The 21,213-nt window shown below is 58.1% G+C and carries 25 protein-coding genes; 15 read left to right on the top strand and 10 right to left on the bottom strand.

Annotation, left to right across the window (positions count from 1 at the left end):
- The first annotated feature begins 75 nt into the window (after positions 1-75).
- The 4 genes from DK510_RS22905 to DK510_RS01540 all read left to right on the top strand — a co-directional run bounded on the left by DK510_RS22905 (position 76) and on the right by DK510_RS01540 (position 2,894).
- Positions 76-243 carry a hypothetical protein gene (locus DK510_RS22905; protein WP_186437396.1) on the top strand — a complete coding sequence of 56 codons (168 nt, stop codon included), beginning with the start codon at positions 76-78 and terminating at the stop codon, positions 241-243.
- A gap of 147 nt (positions 244-390) precedes the next feature.
- Complete coding sequence (locus DK510_RS01530) at positions 391-768, top strand: lysozyme inhibitor LprI family protein (RefSeq protein ID WP_109310621.1); 378 nt, start codon at positions 391-393, stop codon at positions 766-768.
- A 79-nt stretch (positions 769-847) separates the two neighbouring features.
- Complete coding sequence (gene rlmN / locus DK510_RS01535) at positions 848-2,035, top strand: 23S rRNA (adenine(2503)-C(2))-methyltransferase RlmN (protein ID WP_109310622.1); 1,188 nt, start codon at positions 848-850, stop codon at positions 2,033-2,035.
- 232 nt (positions 2,036-2,267) lie between these two features.
- Positions 2,268-2,894: a cytochrome P460 family protein gene (locus tag DK510_RS01540; protein WP_109310623.1), complete on the top strand. Its 627-nt coding sequence runs from the start codon at positions 2,268-2,270 to the stop codon at positions 2,892-2,894.
- 7 nt (positions 2,895-2,901) lie between these two features.
- Here DK510_RS01540 and DK510_RS01545 read toward each other — a convergent pair whose 3' ends face one another.
- Both DK510_RS01545 and DK510_RS01550 read right to left on the bottom strand, forming a co-directional pair.
- A complete protein-coding gene (locus DK510_RS01545) occupies positions 2,902-3,246 on the bottom strand; it encodes a hypothetical protein (RefSeq protein WP_109310624.1) in 345 nt (114 codons plus the stop codon).
- Entirely contained in the window at positions 3,243-4,160 is a 918-nt protein-coding gene (locus tag DK510_RS01550) for a DnaJ C-terminal domain-containing protein (protein ID WP_109310625.1), read from the bottom strand. The genes DK510_RS01545 and DK510_RS01550 overlap by 4 nt, the downstream gene beginning before the upstream one ends.
- 158 nt (positions 4,161-4,318) lie before the next feature.
- On the opposite strand from DK510_RS01550, the gene DK510_RS01555 reads away from it, so the two are divergent.
- Positions 4,319-4,702, top strand: coding sequence for a hypothetical protein (locus DK510_RS01555; protein WP_058272613.1), 384 nt, complete (start codon positions 4,319-4,321; stop codon positions 4,700-4,702).
- Here the strand turns inward: DK510_RS01555 and DK510_RS01560 are convergent, their stop codons facing one another.
- Both DK510_RS01560 and DK510_RS01565 read right to left on the bottom strand, forming a co-directional pair.
- Positions 4,703-5,803, bottom strand: coding sequence for a cystathionine gamma-lyase (locus tag DK510_RS01560; RefSeq protein ID WP_109310626.1), 1,101 nt, complete (start codon positions 5,801-5,803; stop codon positions 4,703-4,705).
- Positions 5,804-5,806: 3 nt separating this feature from the next.
- Complete coding sequence (locus tag DK510_RS01565; protein ID WP_109310627.1) at positions 5,807-6,649, bottom strand: TIGR00730 family Rossman fold protein; 843 nt, start codon at positions 6,647-6,649, stop codon at positions 5,807-5,809.
- A gap of 79 nt (positions 6,650-6,728) precedes the next feature.
- Here DK510_RS01565 and DK510_RS01570 point away from each other — a divergent pair, with 79 nt between their 5' ends.
- The 3 genes from DK510_RS01570 to dapD all read left to right on the top strand — a co-directional run bounded on the left by DK510_RS01570 (position 6,729) and on the right by dapD (position 9,227).
- On the top strand, positions 6,729-7,646 hold the full coding sequence (locus DK510_RS01570; RefSeq protein WP_109310628.1) for a threonine/serine dehydratase: 918 nt from the start codon (positions 6,729-6,731) through the stop codon (positions 7,644-7,646).
- A 44-nt stretch (positions 7,647-7,690) separates the two neighbouring features.
- Positions 7,691-8,290 (top strand): GntR family transcriptional regulator, encoded by a 600-nt coding sequence (locus DK510_RS01575; RefSeq protein ID WP_058279708.1) that lies wholly within the window; start codon positions 7,691-7,693, stop codon positions 8,288-8,290.
- 109 nt (positions 8,291-8,399) lie between these two features.
- Positions 8,400-9,227, top strand: a complete 828-nt coding sequence (gene dapD / locus DK510_RS01580) for a 2,3,4,5-tetrahydropyridine-2,6-dicarboxylate N-succinyltransferase (RefSeq protein WP_058279709.1) — start codon at positions 8,400-8,402, stop codon at positions 9,225-9,227.
- Positions 9,228-9,284: 57 nt separating this feature from the next.
- On the opposite strand, the gene DK510_RS01585 is transcribed toward dapD, so the two are convergent.
- Positions 9,285-9,620 (bottom strand): cupin domain-containing protein, encoded by a 336-nt coding sequence (locus tag DK510_RS01585; RefSeq protein WP_109310629.1) that lies wholly within the window; start codon positions 9,618-9,620, stop codon positions 9,285-9,287.
- Positions 9,621-9,734: 114 nt separating this feature from the next.
- Between DK510_RS01585 and DK510_RS01590 the strand changes: the two genes are divergently transcribed.
- Entirely contained in the window at positions 9,735-10,079 is a 345-nt protein-coding gene (locus DK510_RS01590) for a hypothetical protein (RefSeq protein WP_058279829.1), read from the top strand.
- Here DK510_RS01590 and DK510_RS01595 read toward each other — a convergent pair.
- Complete coding sequence (locus DK510_RS01595) at positions 10,076-11,134, bottom strand: transporter substrate-binding domain-containing protein (protein ID WP_109310738.1); 1,059 nt, start codon at positions 11,132-11,134, stop codon at positions 10,076-10,078. The two genes, DK510_RS01590 and DK510_RS01595, sit on opposite strands and share 4 nt — an antisense overlap.
- Before the next feature lie 209 nt (positions 11,135-11,343).
- On the opposite strand from DK510_RS01595, the gene dapE reads away from it, so the two are divergent.
- Genes dapE through rnr form a run of 3 tightly spaced genes read left to right on the top strand, consistent with a single transcriptional unit; the run spans position 11,344 to position 15,367 of the window.
- The gene (gene dapE, locus DK510_RS01600; protein WP_109310630.1) at positions 11,344-12,483 is read left to right on the top strand and encodes a succinyl-diaminopimelate desuccinylase; all 1,140 of its coding nucleotides are present in this window, start codon (positions 11,344-11,346) and stop codon (positions 12,481-12,483) included.
- Positions 12,484-12,486: 3 nt separating this feature from the next.
- Complete coding sequence (locus tag DK510_RS01605) at positions 12,487-13,062, top strand: TIGR04282 family arsenosugar biosynthesis glycosyltransferase (protein ID WP_109310631.1); 576 nt, start codon at positions 12,487-12,489, stop codon at positions 13,060-13,062.
- Between the two features lie 46 nt (positions 13,063-13,108).
- A complete protein-coding gene (gene rnr / locus DK510_RS01610) occupies positions 13,109-15,367 on the top strand; it encodes a ribonuclease R (protein WP_109310632.1) in 2,259 nt (752 codons plus the stop codon).
- Here the strand turns inward: rnr and DK510_RS01615 are convergent.
- Positions 15,358-15,744 carry a DUF1801 domain-containing protein gene (locus tag DK510_RS01615; protein ID WP_109310633.1) on the bottom strand — a complete coding sequence of 129 codons (387 nt, stop codon included), beginning with the start codon at positions 15,742-15,744 and terminating at the stop codon, positions 15,358-15,360. The two genes, rnr and DK510_RS01615, sit on opposite strands and share 10 nt — an antisense overlap.
- The gene (locus tag DK510_RS01620) at positions 15,741-16,439 is read right to left on the bottom strand and encodes a glutathione S-transferase family protein (RefSeq protein ID WP_200833189.1); all 699 of its coding nucleotides are present in this window, start codon (positions 16,437-16,439) and stop codon (positions 15,741-15,743) included. The genes DK510_RS01615 and DK510_RS01620 overlap by 4 nt, the downstream gene beginning before the upstream one ends.
- Before the next feature lie 82 nt (positions 16,440-16,521).
- Between DK510_RS01620 and DK510_RS01625 the strand changes: the two genes are divergently transcribed.
- The 3 genes from DK510_RS01625 (at position 16,522) to DK510_RS01630 (ending at position 18,597) form a co-directional block, all read left to right on the top strand.
- Positions 16,522-17,235: a YafY family protein gene (locus DK510_RS01625; RefSeq protein ID WP_109310634.1), complete on the top strand. Its 714-nt coding sequence runs from the start codon at positions 16,522-16,524 to the stop codon at positions 17,233-17,235.
- A gap of 71 nt (positions 17,236-17,306) precedes the next feature.
- Entirely contained in the window at positions 17,307-17,453 is a 147-nt protein-coding gene (locus DK510_RS23100) for a hypothetical protein (RefSeq protein ID WP_234998849.1), read from the top strand.
- Positions 17,454-17,463: 10 nt separating this feature from the next.
- The gene (locus DK510_RS01630) at positions 17,464-18,597 is read left to right on the top strand and encodes a lytic murein transglycosylase (protein WP_234998850.1); all 1,134 of its coding nucleotides are present in this window, start codon (positions 17,464-17,466) and stop codon (positions 18,595-18,597) included.
- 392 nt (positions 18,598-18,989) lie between these two features.
- On the opposite strand, the gene DK510_RS01635 is transcribed toward DK510_RS01630, so the two are convergent.
- Both DK510_RS01635 and DK510_RS01640 read right to left on the bottom strand, forming a co-directional pair.
- Positions 18,990-20,387: an aspartate aminotransferase family protein gene (locus DK510_RS01635; protein WP_109310636.1), complete on the bottom strand. Its 1,398-nt coding sequence runs from the start codon at positions 20,385-20,387 to the stop codon at positions 18,990-18,992.
- Positions 20,388-20,463: 76 nt separating this feature from the next.
- Positions 20,464-21,147 (bottom strand): GntR family transcriptional regulator, encoded by a 684-nt coding sequence (locus DK510_RS01640; protein WP_109310637.1) that lies wholly within the window; start codon positions 21,145-21,147, stop codon positions 20,464-20,466.
- Between the last annotated feature and the right edge of the window lie 66 nt (positions 21,148-21,213).

The raw sequence follows: 21,213 nt of genomic DNA on the forward strand, positions 1-21,213 counted from the left end.
CAAATTGATCCGCATCAAGGCAAGCGATCCATCTTTCTGAACCAATCAGTTCAAATATATGGAAGGAGCTTATCCATGCTGAACAAACCTCTTGCTGCCGTGTTGGTCGTCGCCGCCGTCTTTCTGAGCGCATGTGAAAAAAACAACGAAACCTATCCGGTTTCTGGCGAGCAATGCGGTCCGAAAGATCCCGTGCAAACTTTGGACGCGGATGATTGCGACATTCTGCCAGCAGGGATCTGATATGTTTACCTGATCTGATTCCTCGCAATCGCAATGCAGATAGTTCGGTCGCATCGGTTTGGCCTTTGCGGCCGACTTGCAATTGGGACTACGGCGCAACGCGTGCTACGGTGGCCACATACAAGGGTTCATATGTGGAAACGGATAATGCGTTACGTCTTGATTGCAGTGCTTTTCGCTTCGGCCGCGTGGGCAGATCCCAGCCTGGAATGTTTCGACGCAGGTTCGCAGGTCGAAATCGGAGCCTGCGTTGGGGAGATGGAGAAACGCGTGAATATGGCTGTTGAGACAAGCTATGGCTTCGCCATGCAGTCCGCAGTTGAGTTGGACGAGGTCACAGACCGTGTGGTCGCACAACCGGCACTTGAGGCTGCACAAGAGGCATGGAGAGGATATCGCGATGCGCAATGTGAAGCAGTGGGGGCTTCATACGGCGGCGGCTCTGGCACCGGTATCGCCATCGCGTCTTGTCGCGTCGATCTGGGCCGGGCGCGCGCGGACGAATTGCTGCGCATGGCAAATTAAATGATACGAATTCTTTTGATCTTTGCGCGCGATCCTATATAGAGGCGCATCCCAAGCCCGAATTCGTTGAGATAGCAACATGTCGCCCAAAGCGCCGATCACTCAAGATGTCATGACCATCCCCCGCAAACTGCCCGAGGGGAAGATCAACCTAGTCGGGTTGACCCGTGATCAGTTGCGTGACGCTCTGATCGAACATGGCACGCCGGAAAAGCAGGCCAAGATGCGGACCGGGCAGATCTGGCAGTGGATCTATCAATGGGGCGTGCGCGATTTTGCCGAGATGACCAACCTCGCCAAAGCGTATCGTGCGCAACTGGCTGAGAATTTCGTTGTGGAAATCCCCGAAGTCGTGACTCGGCAGGTGTCCGAAGACGGCACGCGCAAGTACTTGTGCCGCATCGCGGGTGGCCATGAGGTTGAGGTTGTCTACATCCCCGAAGAGGATCGCGGGACGCTGTGCATCTCGTCTCAGGTTGGCTGCACGCTGACCTGTTCCTTCTGCCATACGGGCACGCAGAAACTGGTGCGCAACCTGACGGCTGCAGAAATCGTCGGTCAGGTGATGATGGCCCGCGACGATCTGGACGAATGGCCGACCCCAGGTGCGCCAAAAGACGAAACACGCCTGTTGTCGAACATCGTTCTGATGGGCATGGGTGAGCCGCTTTATAACTTCGAAAACGTGCGCGACGCGATGAAGATCGCCATGGACCCCGAAGGCATTTCTCTGTCACGCCGTCGGATCACCTTGTCGACGTCCGGCGTGGTGCCGGAAATTGCGCGCACAGCTGACGAGATCGGCTGCTTGCTGGCGATCTCGTTCCACGCGACAACGGATGAAATCCGCGATTTTCTGGTGCCCATCAACAAGCGCTGGAACATCCAAGAACTGCTGCAGGCATTGGCAAATTATCCCAAGGTGTCCAATTCCGAGCGGATTACTTTTGAATACGTGATGCTGGATGGTGTGAATGACAGTGACGAAGATGCGCATCGCCTAATCGACCACATCAAAAGCCACAACATTCCCGCCAAGATCAACCTGATTCCGTTCAACGAATGGCCCGGCGCGCCTTACAAGCGCAGCTCGAATAACCGCATCCGCGCGTTTGCGAACATCATTTATCAGGCGGGGTATGCCTCTCCCATTCGCAAGACGCGTGGCGAGGACATCATGGCAGCTTGCGGTCAGTTGAAATCGGCCACAGAGCGCGCGCGCAAGTCGCGCAAGCAGATCGAAGCCGAAGCGGGATTGCAGAGCTGACAAGCCCAAACTTCGTGCAAACTACGCCAAGAAATTAATTTTCTGGCCGCTGTTATTTGTATGCACAATTTGATATGTTTTGGGTGCTGAAACCGGCTGCCTAGGCCTCACGTTTGCGCACAAAGCAGTGAGAGTCGCATTCCGGTCGTGGCGCGTTTGTTCATGGCCGCTATCATTTTACACGTAACTTGCGGCGTTCAGGCGAACCTTTTGAAGCAGGTGGGCCAAATACATGTTTGTACGATTTATTAGACTGTTTCCGACATCTCTTGCGGCTTTGTTTGTGGTGGGGCTTGCTGCGCATCAGGCTGGCGCTCAATCCAGTGGTGAGGATGCTCACCTTGCCATTGAAAATCCTGCCGAGCTGTCCAAAGAAGAAGCTTTGGGCATCTACAAGTCCCTGCAGCGACGGATGGAGCGTGGCTATGCCGCCGCGCAGTTAGATTTGCTGATGAACTATCAGGCATGGCCGCTGTTCAACAATGCCCCTTACATCTCGGCAACCCATGGGCAGCGCTATGTGAACAGCTATGCCAACCGCATGGCGCACAACTATGGCAATTTGGCCGAGGGTGAAAAGCTGCCGATGGGGTCAGTGCTGGCCAAGGACAGCGTCACGGTCACGGACGAGGGCAATGTCCATCCCGGGGCTTTGTTCGTGATGGAAAAACTCGCTGAAGGCACCAGCCCGGAAACTGCGGACTGGCGCTATATCATGGTCATGCCGGACGGGTCTTTGTTTGGTGACACGATGGGCGCGCGTTCGGACGCTGTTGTCTATTGCCATGATTGTCACGAAGCGGTGGCTGATCGGGATTACACTTTCTTTGTTCCCGAAGAGTATGTTGTCGGCAACTAAGCGCGGGTTACTTGCGACCGAACCGCGCCGTTCCAATTACCTCGATCAATGTCTGACGCACCGGCTCCGGTTGCGTTTCTACCGCATTCAGAACCTCTCGTAACTCGGCCCGAAGGCCGTGCATCTGGTCGATCAGTGAGATCATCATCGACAGCGCATCAGGCTCCATCTCGTATTGGTCGTGCAGCTCGCACGCCAGCTCCAACCGCGCCACGTCGAGGGTGTGATACACCAACCCCTGCTCGGTTTGCTCGGGAATGACGATCTCGGCAGCCAGGTATTCGGTCAGCCGGGTTGAGGTCAGGCGCGTGACGGTTGCGATCAGCTGCTCTTCGGTCAGGGCGCGGGTCATGACGGCATTCCTTTCCGTGGATCATAGCTGTGGGTTTCGCGCCATGTCTCCATGAATTGCTTCAACTCGTCATCAATCTGATCGGGCATGGACACGGTCAGTTCGATCAACTGATCGCCGCGATCGGACGAGCCGCGCTTCTTGACCCCCTTGCCGCGCAGGCGCAACGTCCGACCGCTGCTGGTGCCTGCGGGGACACTGACATTGACGCCGCCATCAATGGTGGGGGCGGGTACCTTGCCACCCAGAATGGCCTCGTCAATTGTGATGGGCAGAGTGATATGGATGTCATCGCCCTGACGATCAAAGACCGGGTGTTTAGCCACTGACACAGTGACCAAAGCATCGCCGGGCGGGCCTTCGCCAAAACCCGGATCGCCTTTGCCGCGCAGGCGGATGGTTTGTCCATCGGTGATGCCCGCAGGAATCTTCACCTCGATCCGGTCACCATCTGGCAGCGTCAGCTTTTGGCTGGCGCCGAACACCGCATCCAGGAAACTGATCTGCAGGTTGTAAGCGCGATTGTGGCCCGGCGCGTGAAATTCGTGCGTGCGCTGCTGGTATCCTCCGCGGCCACGCATAAATTCGGCAAAGATGTCTGACATGTCATCCGGGTCTGCTGCGCGCCCACGATAAGGGTTCCCGGCGGCCTCGGCATATTCGCGATAATACTGCTGCTGGGGACGTTCCTGACCCGAGGCATCAATTTCGCCACTATCGTAACGCGCGCGTGTGTCCGCATCTTTCAGCAGGTCATAAGCCGAAGCGGCGGCCTTGAACTTGGCTTCAGCCTCGTCATCCCCGGGTTTCAGGTCCGGGTGGCACTCTTTGGCGATGCGCCGATAAGCCTTTTTGATCTCGGCGGCGCTGGCGTCTTTGGCGACACCAAGAACGGTATAGGGATCGTCGCTCATCACATCTCTCGTCGATGGGGGTGGGTCTGATCTTTATGAATGTGTTTTATCATGCGATTTCAATGACCCAAAAGAAAGCGGCTTTTGAAACCGCTCGCAAAATCGCGCGAGCCTGTTAATATCTGCATGTTTCTAACTGAACATTTACGGAGAACCCCATGACGCGCAGAATCAAGTCCGCACTGGCCCTGTTGGCCGGGAATGCCATCGGGTTGTTGCTTGCGACGCTGTTGTTGTCGGGGTTTGCGATCAAACCGATTTCATTCATCGTCGTGGTGATCGTGTTCACCCTGGTGCAGGTGGTGGCCGAGCCGCTGATCCTGAAACTGGGTGAGAAAAAAGCCCCCTCGATCAAAGGTGGGATTGCCTTGATCGTAACGTTTGTCGGTCTGTTGGTGACGGATCTGATTACGGCAGGGCTGACAGTTGGCGGCGTTGCCAACCTGTTAGCGGCGACCCTGCTCGTTTGGCTGGGCGCGTTGATCGCCAGCGTTCTGCTGCCGATCTACGTGTTCACCGAGTTGCGCGAACCAAAGAAGTAATCACAGCGCGTTCAGGCTGCTCTCAAACGACTGCCACAATTCCTCTATTGGTTCACAGCCGACAGACAATCGGATAAAGGCCGGATCGACGTCATCGCCCCAGCGTGCGCGTCTTTCGGCAGAACTGTGAACACCGCCAAATGATGTGGCCGGTCGCAGCATCGGGCAGGTGTTGATCAAAGCTTCGGCCTTTTCCTCCGTCTCTAACGTGATCGACAACAAGAACCCAAACCGGGACGTCTGCGCCTTGGCCAGAGCATAGGACAGGTCATCCGACAGGCCGGGATAGCGGATCTGTTTCACGGCCACATGTTCTGCCAACCGTTCCGCGAGCACTTGCGCCGATGCACACATCCGGTCGAAACGAACGTCCAGCGTTTCCAACCCGCGATGCAGCAGCCATGCCTCATGCGGGCCGGGGATCGCGCCGGAAACGCGCCTCCATTCCTCGACCCGTTCCATGATCTGCGCGTTGCGGCTGGCGACATGACCCATTAGCAGGTCCGAATGCCCGCCCATTGCCTTGGTATCCGAAGCGACCACCACGTCGATGCCCAAATCCAACGGGCGTTGGCCCAGTGGCGTCATCGTCGTGTTGTCGGCAATCGTGAGGCCGCCGGCTGCGCGAACGGCGCTAGCGATCGCGGGCAGGTCCATCATATCCAGCCCGGGGTTCGAGGGGCTTTCCAAAAAGACCACGTCGAAGCCGTCAAACCCGCCTTCGGCAAACGCCGTCGTCGGACGCTCAGTAACCGAGACGCCCAGATTGGACAGGAACCGATCGGCCAGCAGTCGTGTGACATAATACCCGTCCGAGGGGATCAGGATATGGGACCCGGCTTTGACCGTCGCGAACAAAGCCGCAGAGATCGCCCCCATACCTGACGGAAAGGTCAGGCAGGGCGCGTCTTCCAGATGTGCCAGCACATGTTCCAGATGTACCCATGTCGGGTTGTCGACCCGGCCATAGGTCGGATGCCCGTCCGGTGCGCCGGGCAGGTGGTACATGCTGCTTTGCGTCAGCGGCAGGGCCACCGGATCGCCCTTGTTCAGTGCGTTCCCACGCAGGTGCAGCATCTCACCGGTTTTTGGCGGCTTCATGTTTCAGCGCCCCGGTATTTCGTCGCGCGGTGGGGCCGGTTCCCAGTTTTCAATAATATCGACCGCCTCTTGCGCGGTATCCACGAAGCGGAACAGATCGAGATCCTCGTCCGAGATCGTGCCCGCATCGGCCAGCGCCTCCCAGTTGATGACTTTTTCCCAGAAATCGCGACCGAACAGCAGGAACGGTACACGTTCCATCCGGCCAGTCTGGATCAACGTCAGCGACTCGAACAGCTCATCCATCGTGCCGAAGCCGCCGGGGAAGATGGTGATTGCGCGGGCGCGCATCAGGAAATGCATCTTGCGAATGGCGAAATAGTGGAAATTAAAGCTGAGATCGGGCGTTACATACAGGTTCGGCGCCTGCTCGTGCGGCAGCACAATGTTCAGGCCAATCGAACAACCGCCAGCATCCTGGGCACCGCGATTTCCGGCCTCCATCACGCCGGGGCCACCGCCGGTGACGATCACGTTCTCGCGGCAGCCGGTTTCATTGGATTTTTCGGTCATCAGACGGGCGAATTCCCGCGCTTCGTCGTAATATTGCGACAGGTTGGCCAGCGTCTGGGTTCGCGCAGTGTGTTTCTGCGACGGCTCAGGAATGCGTGCGCCACCGAACATGACGATGGTCGAGGTGATCTCACGTTCGGTCATGATCATCTCGGGCTTCAGCAACTCCAGCTGCAAACGCACGGGGCGCAGCTCATCCCGGCACAGGAAATCATCGTCTGCAAAGGCAAGGCGATAGGCGGGTGAGCGCGTCTGCGGCGTGTCCGGCACCTCGCTCGCGGTCGAGCGGTCTGTCTGGGCGTCGCGGAAAGGGCTGAGGCGGTCTTCTCTCATGGGTGATGGTTCCCTGCTTGCGTGTTCATAAAACAGCTATAGGGTTCGCAGGCAGAGTGCCAGTCACGGAAGAACAAGAATGAATTGGAAGAGTGAAATTTCGGCCGCCGCCGAACGGATCAATGGGTATGCGCAGGTGACCCCGGTGATTGAAAGCCGCGTGCCCGGATTGGATTATCCGGTCGAAATGAAGCTGGAGCATATGCAGCACACGGGCAGTTTCAAAGCGCGCGGGGCGTTTAATACGCTGCTCAGCTTGGACGTGCCCGAGGCTGGCGTTGTGGCGGCTTCGGGCGGCAATCACGGTGCGGCGGCGGCGTATGCGGCACAAACGCTGGGATATCCGGCCAAGATTTTCGTGCCAGACCTTGCCGGACCATCCAAGATCGCCCTGATTGAACAGACGGGCGCGGATTTGACGGTGGTGCAAGGTGAATACGCAAACGCACTGAGCGAGGCCAAGGCGCATGAGGCTGCGACCGGGGCGATGCAAATCCACGCTTATGATGCCCCCGCAACCGTAGCAGGGCAGGGCACGTGTTTTGCCGAATGGGAGGCGCAGGGACTGCAGGCTGACACCATTTTGGTTGCCGTGGGCGGCGGTGGCCTGATTGGCGGGGCTTTGGGTTGGTTTGATGGCGCGCGCAAGGTCGTAGCAGTCGAACCGGAAACCTCCTGCGCGCTGAACGCGGCGCTGCAGGCGGGTGAACCGGTGGATGTCTCGGTCTCGGGGATAGCAGCCAACGCGCTGGGCGCGCGGCGGATCGGAGGGATTTGTTTCGATCTTGCGCAAGGAATGACATCTATTCTTGTCTCAGACGAGGCGATTGCAGCCGCGCAAAAGGCGCTGTGGCAGACCCATCGCATATTGGTCGAACCGGCCGGGGCGACCGCGTTGGCGGCTTTGACCTCAGGTGTTTATAAGCCAGAACCAGACGAACGCGTGGCGGTTCTGCTGTGCGGGGGAAATATTACCCCGGACCCGCTGATGGGGTGAATTATCGACTTGTGGAAGGTGGTTAAGGATTTTATCGATAATCTATGACCACTACGATCGCCGACACAATTTACCAAAACCTCAGACAGAAGATTATCACCGGCGAATTGCTTGCCGGTGAAAAGCTGCGTCAGGATCACATCGCGCGGGCCTTTGAGACCAGCCATGTACCGGTGCGCGAGGCATTGCTGCGTCTTGAAGCGCACGGGTTGGCCCAAAGTGAGCCGCGCCGCGGTATGCGTGTTTCGGCGCTGGACCCGGCAGAAGTGCGCGAAGTGGTTGAAATGCGTGTCGCGTTGGAATCCCTGGCCTTGCAGCATTCGGTACAGAATATGACGCCTGGCGCGCTTAAAGAGGCGGATGATGCTCGGATCGCCTGTGATGCTGCGCAAACGATGCCCGAGTGGGAAGCGTGCAACCGTACCTTTCATCGCTCGATCCTGACGCCGTGCGGGTTGCCACGCCTGCTGCATGCGATTGATGACCTGCATATCGCCGGCGCGCGCCACCTGTTTGCCCATTGGCGTCCCAAGTGGGTACACCGTGCGGATGGTGATCACGCAGCCATCGTTCAGGCGCTCAAGCGCAAGGACGCGGCCACGGCGACGGCCATTCTGACCCGCCATATCCGCCGCGCAAGCTGAACACAGGTCAAGCTAGCCGCAAATCGTACCTTCTGCGTCGCATTGCACCGCGAGGTGCAGTTGCGTATAGGCCAAACAAACGTGAACAGATTCTGCAGGGAGCCATCCGATGTCCAACGCGCAACTGGAAACCGCTATCGAAGCCGCCTGGGAGGCGCGCGACACCATTACGCCCGCCACCACCGGCGAACAACGCGAGGCGATCGAGGATACGCTGGCCGCGCTGGACAGCGGTTCGCTGCGGGTTGCTGAAAAGCTGGAAAGCGGTGATTGGCATGTGAACCAGTGGGCCAAGAAGGCAGTTCTGCTGGGCTTTCGCATCAAGGATATGGAAATCCAGACAGGCGGTCCACAGGATGGCGGCTGGTGGGACAAAGTGGACAGCAAGTTCGCCGGCTGGGGTGAAAACCAGTGGCGCGCAGCCGGTTTCCGCGCAGTGCCGAACTGTGTTGTGCGCAAATCGGCCTATGTCGCACCCGGTGTGGTTCTGATGCCGTCCTTCGTGAATTTGGGTGCCTATGTCGACGAAGGCACCATGGTCGATACTTGGGCCACCGTTGGTTCCTGCGCGCAGATTGGTAAGAACGTACACCTGTCAGGCGGTGTTGGCATCGGCGGCGTTCTGGAGCCGATGCAGGCCGGCCCGACCATCATCGAAGACAATTGCTTTATCGGCGCGCGGTCCGAAGTGGTCGAAGGTTGCATCGTGCGCGAAGGCTCGGTTTTGGGAATGGGCGTCTTTATCGGCAAATCCACCAAGATCGTGGATCGCGAAACCGGCGAAGTCACTTATGGCGAAGTTCCACCGTACTCGGTGGTTGTCGCGGGCTCGATGCCGTCCAAGAACAACGTCAACCTGTATTGCGCCGTGATCGTAAAGCGTGTGGACGAGAAGACCCGTTCGAAAACCGGGATTAACGAACTGCTGCGCGACTAAATTAAGTGCGGATTTGAAACGGGGCTGTAGCGTATCTCGCTGCAGCCCTTTTTTTGTTTATCCTTTGACTGGATATCGGTCGGGTTCCTCAAACACGTCGATCACGCGGCTTCCGGCTTTGATTTTCCCGCCGTGTTCAACACCAGACGGGATCGAGTAACTGTCGCCGGGGCGATAGGTCTTAGTTTCTCCGCCGATTGTCAGTTCAACCTCGCCCTCGACCACCGTGCCCCATTGCGCCTTGTGTGAATGCGGTGGCAGTTCGAAATCCTTGAGGAAGGTGAAGAACGCGACCAAACCCGCATCTGACCGGATGACGGCGGTTTGCACCACGTCCTCGGGGAATGGGACGTCGAGGCTTGGGAAATCTGTGATGAAATCTGGGTAGGCCATGAAAAATCCTTTGCAGTTTGAAATGGGTTTTCGCGGGTACTATGGACGTGCTGGGGGTTTCCCGCAATTCCCGGCTGCTTGACCACGGACAGACGCGCGGCTATGGCCCCCTGCATGGAAAAGCAAAAGAAACCGTCCCGTCAGCAAGTTTATACATTGCTCGTTCAGATTGGCCGCAAAGAAGGCGACGGCCTGCCCGAAGGCGCGACCGGAGCGGCGCTGATGTGTTTTGCTAGCGGCGTGGATGAGGCTGAAGCGGTGCGTGAAACCGTGGCGATCCTGAAACAGGCCGACACCGCGCCACTGGACGTCACCGGTTATGGAACTCTGGCCGAGCGTGAGGCGCAGGGGCACGACATCGACCCGGACGAACGCGACTTGATGCAGCGGGCCTTAGACGAAAACGCCGTTATCGTGGCGCAAATGACGCCGTTTTTCGGGGATGAAGAACCGGCTTAGTTTCGCACCCCGAACCATTTGCGGTAAATTTCATCATAGGTGCCGTCTTCGCGCAGCGCGAGCAGAGCCTGGTTCACGTCCTCGACCAATGGCGAGCCGGTTGGGAACGCGATCCCGTAATTCTCTCGCAGAAAAACACCGCCAGTCATCGATGCGATCCGACGTCCTTCATGCGCCGCGTAATAGGACAGGATCGGCGCGTCAAAGACAACGGCGTCCAACTCCTTATCCTGAAATGCGGTCAGCACATCATCCAGGTTTTTATAACCGGAAAATTCAATCTCGCGCCGGTTCAGGAAGTATGCGGCAGTTGAGTTCGAGATTGTGCCCACCTGCTTGCCGTAAAGATCATTGATTGAGTTCACGTTGCCGCTGATGGCATCCACGGTCATGACCGACGTGATGCGCGCTGTGAAGACCGATACGATGAACAGTGAGGACACCACCAGTACCACGCCCAGCAACCGTCCGAACGGAGTGCGCGGCATGCGTTCCTCGAATCCGCCATTGACCACAAGATTCAGCGCCCACCAGAATGACGGGAACCATGCCTCATTCAGCTTACGGTCGAAATAGGGCTGGGCTCGACGCTCAAACCCCCACATCAGCATCCCGCCGCCAAGCAGGATCGCAAAGGCCAGTCCGATGGCGATGAACAATTCAACGGACAGCAAAGCGTGCAGCAGCGATGGTCTGCGCGCTGCATCCGATGGCACCATGATCTGCAGACCGGCCTCGAATATGGGCTGGCTGAAATCCATCTGCGTTTCACGCGCAGCCGTGATCGAGATATTGGCCACAGCCAGGTCCGCGGTTCCTTCCTGCACGGCACCCAGCATATCGCTGAAGGCCTCGACCCTGGTGACCGAGTAGTCCCAATTCAGTGCCTCGGACAGGGCTTGCAGCAGGTCCATTGAAAAACCGGTTTGGGCCCCGTCCTCGACATAGGAAAACGGGGGGCGGGTCACGGTCGTGACCGAAAGCGTCTGCGCCTGGCTTTGCTGTGCAAGAACGGCGAAAGTCAGGCAGATCCAAACGAGAAGCGCACGTATCATCGTCAATTCACCTGTTTCGCGGCCCTCTAACGCAGATTTGAAAGGCACGGCAAGGTGGCCGCAAGGTAAACCGCCATGTTTTATTGGGGTGTCATTTCAAGACTGGCGAAAAAAAGCGCCCGGAAACCAGTGGCGAGGGGTTGGCAATTGGTCCAATTCGTTGAATCTGTGCACGATCCCGCGATTGAACCAACCAAAAGGGCCCAGAAATGACAGATCCGGTAAAGTTGACGGCGGACCTGATCCGTTGCCCATCAGTCACACCTGAGGAAGGTGGTGCGCTTGTGTTGCTGGAGAAGCTTCTGTCCGACGCAGGCTTCGACTGCACCCGCGCGGACCGGGGCGATGTCAGCAATTTGTACGCGCGCTGGGGGCCGATAGCCCATCCGCGCAGCTTTGGGTTCAACGGGCATACAGACGTTGTCCCGGTGGGGGACGAAGCGGCCTGGACGATGCCCCCGTTCGGTGCAAAAATCCGCGAAGGTGTGATGTATGGGCGCGGGGCCACAGACATGAAATCCGGCGTGGCGGCCTTTGCGGCGGCCGCTGTGGATTTCGTGCGCGACACACCCCCGGACGGGGCGATTATTCTTGCGATCACGGGCGATGAGGAGGCGGACGCAGTGGATGGCACCACGGCACTGCTTGATTACATGTCCGAGGCCGGAGAACGCATGTCCGCCTGTTTGGTAGGCGAGCCGACCTGCCCCAATACAATGGGCGAGATGATGAAGATTGGGCGGCGTGGTTCGATGACCGCCTGGTTTACCGTGACCGGGGTACAGGGGCATTCGGCTTATCCGCATCGGGCCAAGAACCCTCTGCCCGCTCTGGCGCGTTTGATGCATCAGCTGGCCAGCCACGAACTGGATCAGGGATCGGACCATTTCGATGCCTCAACCCTGGCTGTTGTGAACATGGATACGGGCAACGCAGCTACCAACGTGATCCCGGCGCAATGTATAGGAGCCGTGAACATTCGCTTTAACGATCTGCACTCGGGCGCCAGCCTCAGCGAGTGGTTGCAGGCCGAAGCCAAAGCCGTGGCTGAAACCTACGATGTCGCGATCGACGTCCGGATCAAGATCTCAGGCGAGAGCTTTTTGACCCCGCCCGGCCCCCTGTCGGGGCTGGTCGCGACAGCGGTCGAGGCCGAGACCGGCGTTCGGCCCGAGATGTCGACAACAGGTGGCACATCGGATGCGCGGTTTGTGAAAGACCATTGTCCGGTGGTAGAGTTTGGCCTTGTCGGCCGAACAATGCATCAGGTCGATGAATGCGTCGAGGTCGCGCAGATCGAACAGCTCAAAGCGATCTATTCGCGTATCCTTCAGGACTATTTCGCCTGATCCATGCAACGAACATTGGTCATCATGGTGAAAGAACCCCGCCCGGGTCGGGTCAAGACGCGGCTGGGGCGTGACATTGGCATGGTTGGTGCCGCGTGGTGGTTCCGTCACCAGACGCGCGCGCTGATCCGGCGATTGCGGGACCCACGCTGGCAGATTGTGCTTGCCGTTGCCCCGGATCGCGAAGGTTTGACCAGCCGCATCTGGCCCGTTGACCTGCCTCGCGCGGCTCAAGGGCACGGTGATCTGGGCGACCGCATGGGGCGCATGTTGCGCGGCATGCCGCAGGGACCGGTTTGTCTGATCGGCGCGGACATTCCCGGGATCACATCCCAGCATATCGCACGAGCCTTCAAGGAATTGGGACAGTCGGAATTTGTATTTGGCCCTGCGCCGGACGGTGGCTATTGGTTGGTAGGGGCTCAGCGGTACAAGGCGTTGCCGACAAGCCTGTTTCGTAATGTACGCTGGTCTACTGAAACCGCGCTGGCTGACACTCTGGCCTCAGTTCCGGGGTGCCGCGTAGGATTGCTGGACCATTTGCGCGACGTTGATACGGTGGCCGACTTGACGCCCTGAACTTTTTGGTCATGACGCGGTCGCATACCCGTGATAGGCCGGAGATATGACTCGCATACCTACCAAGCAGGAGGTCCTAGATTGGATCTCGGCGAACCCCACCCTGACCTCGAAACGCGATATCGCCAAAGCCTTTGGTATCAAGGGCGCGGATCGGATTGACCTGAAGCGTATCCTCAAAGAGCTTGAGGCCGAAGGGCATCTGGAAAAGCGCAAGCGCAGCTATCGCGACCCGGACCGCCTGCCACCGGTCAGCGTGCTGCAGGTGAAGGCTCCGAATGCGGATGGCGACATGTTCGCACGGCCCTTGGAATGGCTTGGCGAAGGGGTCGAGCCGATCATTCTGCTCATCACCCGTGCCAGCGATCCTGCGCTGGGCGAGGGCGATCGCATTCTGGCCCGCCTCACGGTTGTGCATGAAGAAGACCACAATTACGAAGCACGCCTGATCCGACGTGTCGGGACGAACCCGCGCAAGATCGTGGGCATCTTTCGCAAAGGGGCGGAAGGCGGACGGATCGTGCCCATCGACAAAGCCGGTCAGACCGAATGGCTGGTTGCTGATGGGGCCGTATTGGGTGCCAAGGATGGAGAATTGGTCGAGGCTGAACAGGCTGGGCCAAAGAACCGAATGGGCCTGCCGCGCGCGCGCATTGTGGAACGGCTGGGTGATCCATCGGCGCCCAAGGCTGTGTCACTGATTGCAATTCATCAGCACGGTATTCCGGATGATTTCCCCGACAAGGTGATTGCCGAGGCCGATAAGGCCAAACCGGTTGGTCTAAAAGGCCGCGAAGACCTGCGGGATATACCTTTGCTAACCATCGATCCGTCAGATGCGCGGGATCATGACGATGCCTGTTATGCCCACGCCGACGATGACCCCAAGAACCCAGGCGGGCATGTGATCTGGGTCGCCATCGCCGACGTTGCGGCCTATGTGCAGCCCGGTACCGCACTGGATCGTGAGGCGCGCAAGCGCGGCAACTCCAGCTACTTCCCGGATCGAGTTGTGCCAATGCTGCCGGATCGCCTCTCTGGAGACCTGTGTTCGTTGCACGAAGGTGTTCCGCGCGCCTGTATCGCTGTTCGAATGCAGATCGATGCGGATGGAAACAAGATTGCTCATCGCTTTGTACGTGGTCTGATGCGCTCGGCCGCCTCGCTGCACTATGCCGAAGTTCAAGACGCTATCGACGGCAATCCAAACGACCGCACAGGGCCGTTGTTAGAGCCTGTTTTGAAGCCGCTCTATGATGCCTATGCCGCGCTAAAGAAAGCGCGGGCAGAACGGCAGCCGCTGGAACTGGACCTGCCCGAACGCAAGATCGTTCTCAGTGACGCGGGCGAGGTCCAAAGTGTGGCTTTCCGCGACCGGCTGGACGCGCACAAGCTGATTGAGGAATTTATGATCCTCGCCAATGTGGCCGCCGCCGAGACATTGATCGCCAAGCGCCGCCCGTTGCTGTTCCGTGTGCACGAGGAACCGGCGCAAGAAAAGCTAGAAAGCCTGCGGGAAACCGCGCAGGCAGCTGGTCTGAACCTGGCCAAGGGTCAGGTGCTGCAAACCCGGCACCTGAATGCATTGCTGAACGCTGCCGCCGGGACCGAGGATGCAGAGCTGATCAACCTTTCAACCCTGCGCTCGATGGCACAGGCTTATTACAATCCGGAAAACTTCGGACATTTCGGTCTGGCGCTGCGGAATTATGCGCATTTCACCTCGCCCATTCGCCGCTATGCGGACCTGATCGTGCACCGCGCACTGATCACGGCGCATGGCTGGGGCGATGACGGGCTGACCGAGGATGAGATCGCGCGCCTTGATGAAACGGCGACGCATATTTCGGACACCGAGCGCCGCTCAATGATGGCGGAACGGGATACAACGGATCGTTACCTCGCCGCTTATCTGAGCGAGCGTGTAGGCAACGAATTCTCTGGTCGCATCAGCGGCATCGCCCGGTTCGGCGCATTTGTGAAGATGGATGAAACTGGTGCAGATGGGCTGGTCCCCGTCCGATCATTGGGGCGGGAGTTTTTCCATTTCGACCGCGAAGCCGGAACGTTGATGGGCTCGGACACCGGGTTGATCATTGCTATCGGTCAGCGCGTCACCGTGCGCCTGACCGAGGCCACGCCCGTCACCGGCGGGCTGGAACTTGAGCTGCTGTCCATCGACGATCAGGCCCTGCCACGCGGAGGCGGGCCTGCTAAGCGGGGTGCAAGACGCAAGGCCGTCAGTACCAAGCGCAAGAAAGACAAGATCAAGCGCAAGGTCGAACGCAAACGCCGTCAAAGGTGATAGGTCAACGCCCGTGCGATCAGCCAGCCATGACGGGTTTCATCAATCTGATCCGGGTCATCAAACAGAATGGCCCGGTTGCCGTCCAACCGATCCTCGCCCGGAAAGGCGGTGGTGAAATCACCCATTAGTCGGCTCTGACAATGCACGAACAGGGCAAAGGGTGCCGACTTGTGCCCGCCCAACCGGATGGTTGACCCTTTGGGCGCCAGATAGGCGGGTTGGCCCCAACGCAACGCCTCATTCAATGGCTGAGCTTTAGGCAAAGTCCCAGCGGTTAAAAACACCAGCTCGCGCAAGACGAGAACACCCGAACGGGTGTCTTCGGGGAACGCTTCAAAGGCGGTTTGCACCGCAGGGTCGTCAAAAGGTGTCATGGCAGCGGTATTGCCTGCTCCATTCGGTCTACGTAGTCGTTGAGCAGCCTATCCTGTTTGATCCGCTGGGTCAGCGGGGTTTCCACCGGTGTTGCGCGCATTGCGGCCAACATAGGCACAACGCTCATATCTGCTGAGGTTGGCCGGTCGCCCATAAGGTACGGTGATTGCCACAAATAAGCGGATATCGCTTCAAGGTCCCGCTCCAATCGATCCTGACGCTCAGCAGGTGAGAACCGGCCGACACCCTGAAACCCCAATCCTTGTACGACCTTTTTCCGGACTGAGTTCGACACCGGCGTTCGGATCACCGCAGGAATGACCGAAAAGAAGGTCTTGCGCAGAATTGGCCAAAACTCGTCATTGGCCCATCTGTCCTGGACGACCTGAAAATAGATATGTTCTTCTGACATGCGGATCAGCGTTCGCGCCTGCGCCTTTTGTATGTCGCTTAGCCCAGCGTCGAAGTTTGCGCCCTGCGCCTCAAGCCAATCGCGGATCAGGTCGCTATCGGGGACAAGACGCTCTGGCGTGCGCAGAACCGGCAGTTTCTGATGGGGCATCTTGCGGGGGTCCAACATATCGGACCGCTGCCAACGCTGGCCCGCGTGTTCCAACATGTAAGCGGCCTTGACGCAAAAGGGGCTGGCGCTGAACAGGCCAAAGGCCGAAGGGTAAATCATAAGGGTCAACATCGGAGGCTCCAAATTCGGGATGCCCGAGGAATAGCTTTGCCTGATGACAGTTTCTGTCATCAGGTTTAGATTAATCTGCACTATGTCCCGAACCGCCCGCCTGTTCCAATTGATGCAAGCCTTGCGCTCTGGTCCTTCGCCGAAGACGTCCCAGCAACTGGCGCAGGATCTGGGCGTCTCGCCGCGTACCGTGCATCGCGATATTGAATCGTTGCGCGGGCTTGGGGCGGTGATCGACGGTGAGGCCGGTTTTGGCTTTACCCTGATCGAAGACGCAACCCTGCCGCCGCTTGGGTTCACAGATGATGAACTTGAAGCGCTGGTTTTGGGGCTGCGAGAGGTTCAGGCCATAGGCGATCCTGGGTTGGCAGACGCCGCCAGCAATACGTTGCGCAAATTGCAGGGGCGATTGCCGCAGCGCCAATCACACCGCTTGTCCCATGCAGTGCTGACAGCGACGCGGTTTGGTCGCCCGGCCAAGCCCACCATCGCGGTGGCTGACCTGCGGCAGGCCACATGGGACGAACGCACGATCGAGTTTGCCTACACCGATGCCAAGGGCGATGACACGCGCCGCAAGGTGAACCCGCTGAGTATCGTCTATATGGATCGCTCCAACGTTCTGATTTCCTGGTGCCATCTGAGGCAGGATTTCCGCGTCTTCCGGCTGGATCGGATCCGCGAAATGTCCGTGACAGATGAAAGCTTTAGGCCGAACCGTATCCCTTTGTTGCGCGAGGCCCTTGCCCAGATCCGCGCACAGCACAAAGCAAAAGATCGCGATGGGTCAAGCTGAACGCTTTGGAAAACGCGAATTTTGAGGTATTCTGAAGTCGAGCAGTAACCAGGAAAATTCGGAATGCGTAAATGCATAGGTGGCGTTATGACCGCCGCATTATGGGCATCCATTGTGCAGGCGGAATCTATCAATACTCTGGGCGGATCACAGGCCATACAGCTGGCGTCAGCTGGCGTGGCGATATCGATCCGGCCAGTTTTAAGACCCTCAGCTAAGGAGTACCGGGTGTCGACGGAAGGAAACGCGCGGTTTCAGGCGTGGCTTGGAGCATTTCGTGAACGGGCGTCCGAGCAGGGGATTTCAGCCTCAACACTGGACAGGTCGTTGGCGGGTTTGACCTACGATAAGGACGTGATCAGGCGCGACCGCAATCAGGCGGAATTTTCGAAACCAATTTGGGAGTATTTGGATTCTGCCGTCTCAGACACGCGCATCAGGAACGGCCGGGCGGGGTTGGAGCGCCATCGCGAAGCACTGACCCGCATCGAAGCCAAGTACGGCGTCGAAAAAGAGGTCGTGACAGCGATCTGGGGACTTGAGACGTCGTTTGGAACGTTTCGTGGCAACGACCACACCATCCGATCTCTGGCAACTTTGGCGTATGACGCACGGCGGGCCCAGTTTTTCGAAACCCAGTTAATCGCCGCATTGCAGATCATTCAGGCGGGCGACGTCAGCCCTCGCAACATGAAGGGCAGCTGGGCCGGGGCGATGGGGCATACGCAGTTCATGCCAACCTCGTTTCTGGACCATGCGGTTGATTTTGACGGGGACGGGCGACGCGATATCTGGTCGGACGATCCAACCGATGCGCTGGCCTCGGCCGCCGCCTATCTGGCGCGGCATGGGTGGACCAAGGGGCAGCCGTGGGGCGTTGAGGTGACCCTGCCCAAAGGGTTTGACTATTCCACCGCAAGGCGGGATCACACATTGATGCCCTCACAATGGGCCGCACGTGGCGTGGCGGCGGCGAACGGCGCGCCTGTATCGGATCACGGGCAGGCGGCGATCCTGTTGCCTGCCGGAGGGCAGGGCGTCGCGCTGATGATCTTCGATAATTTCAAAGTCATCGAGAGATACAATGGTGCCGACGCCTATGTGATCGGCATCGGCCATCTGTCCGACCGTCTGGCTGGACGTGGGTCGTTCCAGACCGAATGGCCGCGAGGTGACCGGGTGTTGAGTTTCACCGAGAAAAAGGAACTGCAATCCCGACTGACAGAGGCTGGATTTGATACCCAAGGCGTCGACGGGCGCACAGGGCCAAACACAGTCAAAGCTGTTCGGGCTTATCAATTGGCACAGGGGTTGCTGCCAGACGGATATGCCAGTCTGAACCTCTTGGAAGCGTTGCGGTGACAATAATGTAGGGGCGTTGATCTATTGCTGGGTATGCGCCGCGGATACTCTCTCAGTTATTAGCTGTGCAACCTCCCGACTACCGGCACTCACTACGATAGACGGGAGGTGGACCCAGCAGAAGAGCGGGTCGCGACGCCGGTAGAGGTAATACAAATAACCGACTCGCATTCGCATACTTGAATCTGAAATACATCAAATCAAGATATTTATCGCGCGATAAATTTTTAGTTGCCGCGCGATACAAGATTACTTCTTTTTGTCGATCGATTTGATTGAATCTAGCTGTGTTCAGCAATTGAGCTGGATCGATTGACGTGTAATTGCGATTTAGAAAGTGAGAAGGGGCGCATTTTAGTGCGCCCCTTAAACCCGGAAAGTAGCAATCTGGACTATGACGTTGCTTTCATCAGCCCCTGCGCGATGATCTCGGCCTGCGCCTCGTCCAGTGACTTGTGAATCCGCACGAACATCTCGTCGATTTCCGCAGGAGTCAGGACCAGCGGGGGTGAGATGATCATCCGGTCGCCCACATGGCGCATGATCAGGTTGTTGGCAAAGCAGCGGTCGCGGCAGATGTAGCCGACCGTACCGGGCTCGGACGCGAATTTGGCGCGGCTGGCCCTGTCCGGCGTCAACGCGATCGAGGCCATCATGCCGACGATCTTGGCCTCACCGACGAGTGGATGATCGGCCAGGGCCTCCCATTTCTCTTTCAGATAGGGGGCGGCCACGTCGCGGACGTGGTCGACGATGCCTTCTTCTTCGAGGATGCGGAGGTTCTCCAATGCGACTGCCGCAGCGACCGGGTGGCCGGAATAGGTATAGCCGTGATTGAACTCGGTGCCGCCGATCACCTCGGCAATCTCGTCATTCACGATGGATCCGCCGATGGGCGCGTAACCCGAGCTGAGGCCCTTGGCGATGGTCATGATATGCGGTTTGATACCAACGGTTTCGGACCCGAACCAGTTGCCTGTGCGCCCAAAGCCGCAGATCACCTCATCGGCGATCAACAGGATATCGTATTTGTCGCAAATGCGCTGGATCTCGGGCCAGTAGGTATCGGGGGCAACGATCACCCCGCCCGCACCCTGCACGGGTTCGGCAATAAAGGCCGCGACGCGGTCTTCGCCCAGTTCCAGAATGGCTTCTTCCAGCTCACGCGCGCGGGCCAGGCCAAACTCTTCCGGCGCCATGTCGCCGCCTTCTGCCCACCAGTTCGGCTGGTTGATGTGGTGGATGTTCGGGATCGGGATGCCGCCCTGCGCATGCATGCCCGCCATACCGCCCAGAGAGGCCGAACCAACGGAGGACCCGTGATAGGCATTGTGGCGGCTGATGATGATGTTCTTGTCCGGCTGACCCTTCTCAGCCCAATAGGTGCGCACCAGGCGAATGTTGGTGTCATTTGCCTCGGACCCGCCTGCCGCGAAGAATACGTGATTCAGATCCCCCGGTGCCAGTTCTGCGATCTTGGCTGCCAAAGCAATGGCCGGAATATGGGTCGTTTTGAAGAACGTGTTGTAATAAGGCAGTTCACGCATCTGACGGGCAGCAACCTCGGCCAGTTCATCACGACCGTAACCGATATTGACGCACCAAAGACCCGCCATGGCGTCCAGAATCTCTTCGCCTTCGCTATCGGTCAGGTACACGCCTTTGGCACGAGTGATGACGCGCGCACCTTCCTCGCCCAATGATCCGTTGGCCGAAAACGGGTGCATATGATGCGCCGCATCCAGCGCCTGCAATTCGGCGGTCGGCATGTGATTGGTGATGGTCGACATCAGAGAATCTCCTGCAAAAGGCGGTTACCCGTCACAATATGATCAAATTTTTTCGTGTCAATCGAATCGACCTGAATCAGGCGGAGATCAAAGCGTCCGACATCAATTCCATACCCTGCTCAATGTCCTGAGCGGTTGCTTTCGCGACCTTTTCCGCATCTTTCGCCCGCAAGCTTGCGATGATGTCTTTGTGCCGATCCGGCAGGCTATGTGTTCCGAACCGTCCGCAGACAACGCGTAGTGAGGGGCCGAACCGCAGCCAAAGCCGCTCGGCCAGATCGTTGAGAATCGGAGCATCCGCATGCGCATAGAGCGTTTCATGAAACTGGTGGTTCAAGCGCAAATAACCACTGACGTCGCCGTCTGTGATGGTCTGATCCAATCGCTGATCAAGCTTTTCGAGCTGATCGATATCAGCAGGTTTTAGATTCGCGGTTGCCCGTCTGGAAAGCTCTGATTCTATTGATATTCTGGCAAAAATCATCTGCTCGACATCGGTGCCCGACAACAAAGGCACGCTGACGCGCCGATTGCCCTGAAACACCAGCGCGCCGTCCGAAATCAGTCGCCGGATCGCCTCGCGGACGGGGGTCATTCCAACCCCGAGCGATTCGGTCAAACCCTGTATCGTGACGGGTTGTCCCGGGACCAGATCACCGTACATGATCTGCGATCTCAGGGTTTGGTACACCTGTTCATGCGCCGGTCTTTTTCCCTCATCCACCTTCGAGCTGGATGCTTTATTTTTGATCAAATCCAAGTGGTTTACCCTGTTTCGCGTGGTGTCGACTTGCCAGACGCCTGACCTCGTGAAACCATACGATGG

It is taken from the genome of Ruegeria sp. AU67, assembly GCF_900312795.1.
Taxonomy (GTDB): domain Bacteria; phylum Pseudomonadota; class Alphaproteobacteria; order Rhodobacterales; family Rhodobacteraceae; genus Ruegeria; species Ruegeria atlantica.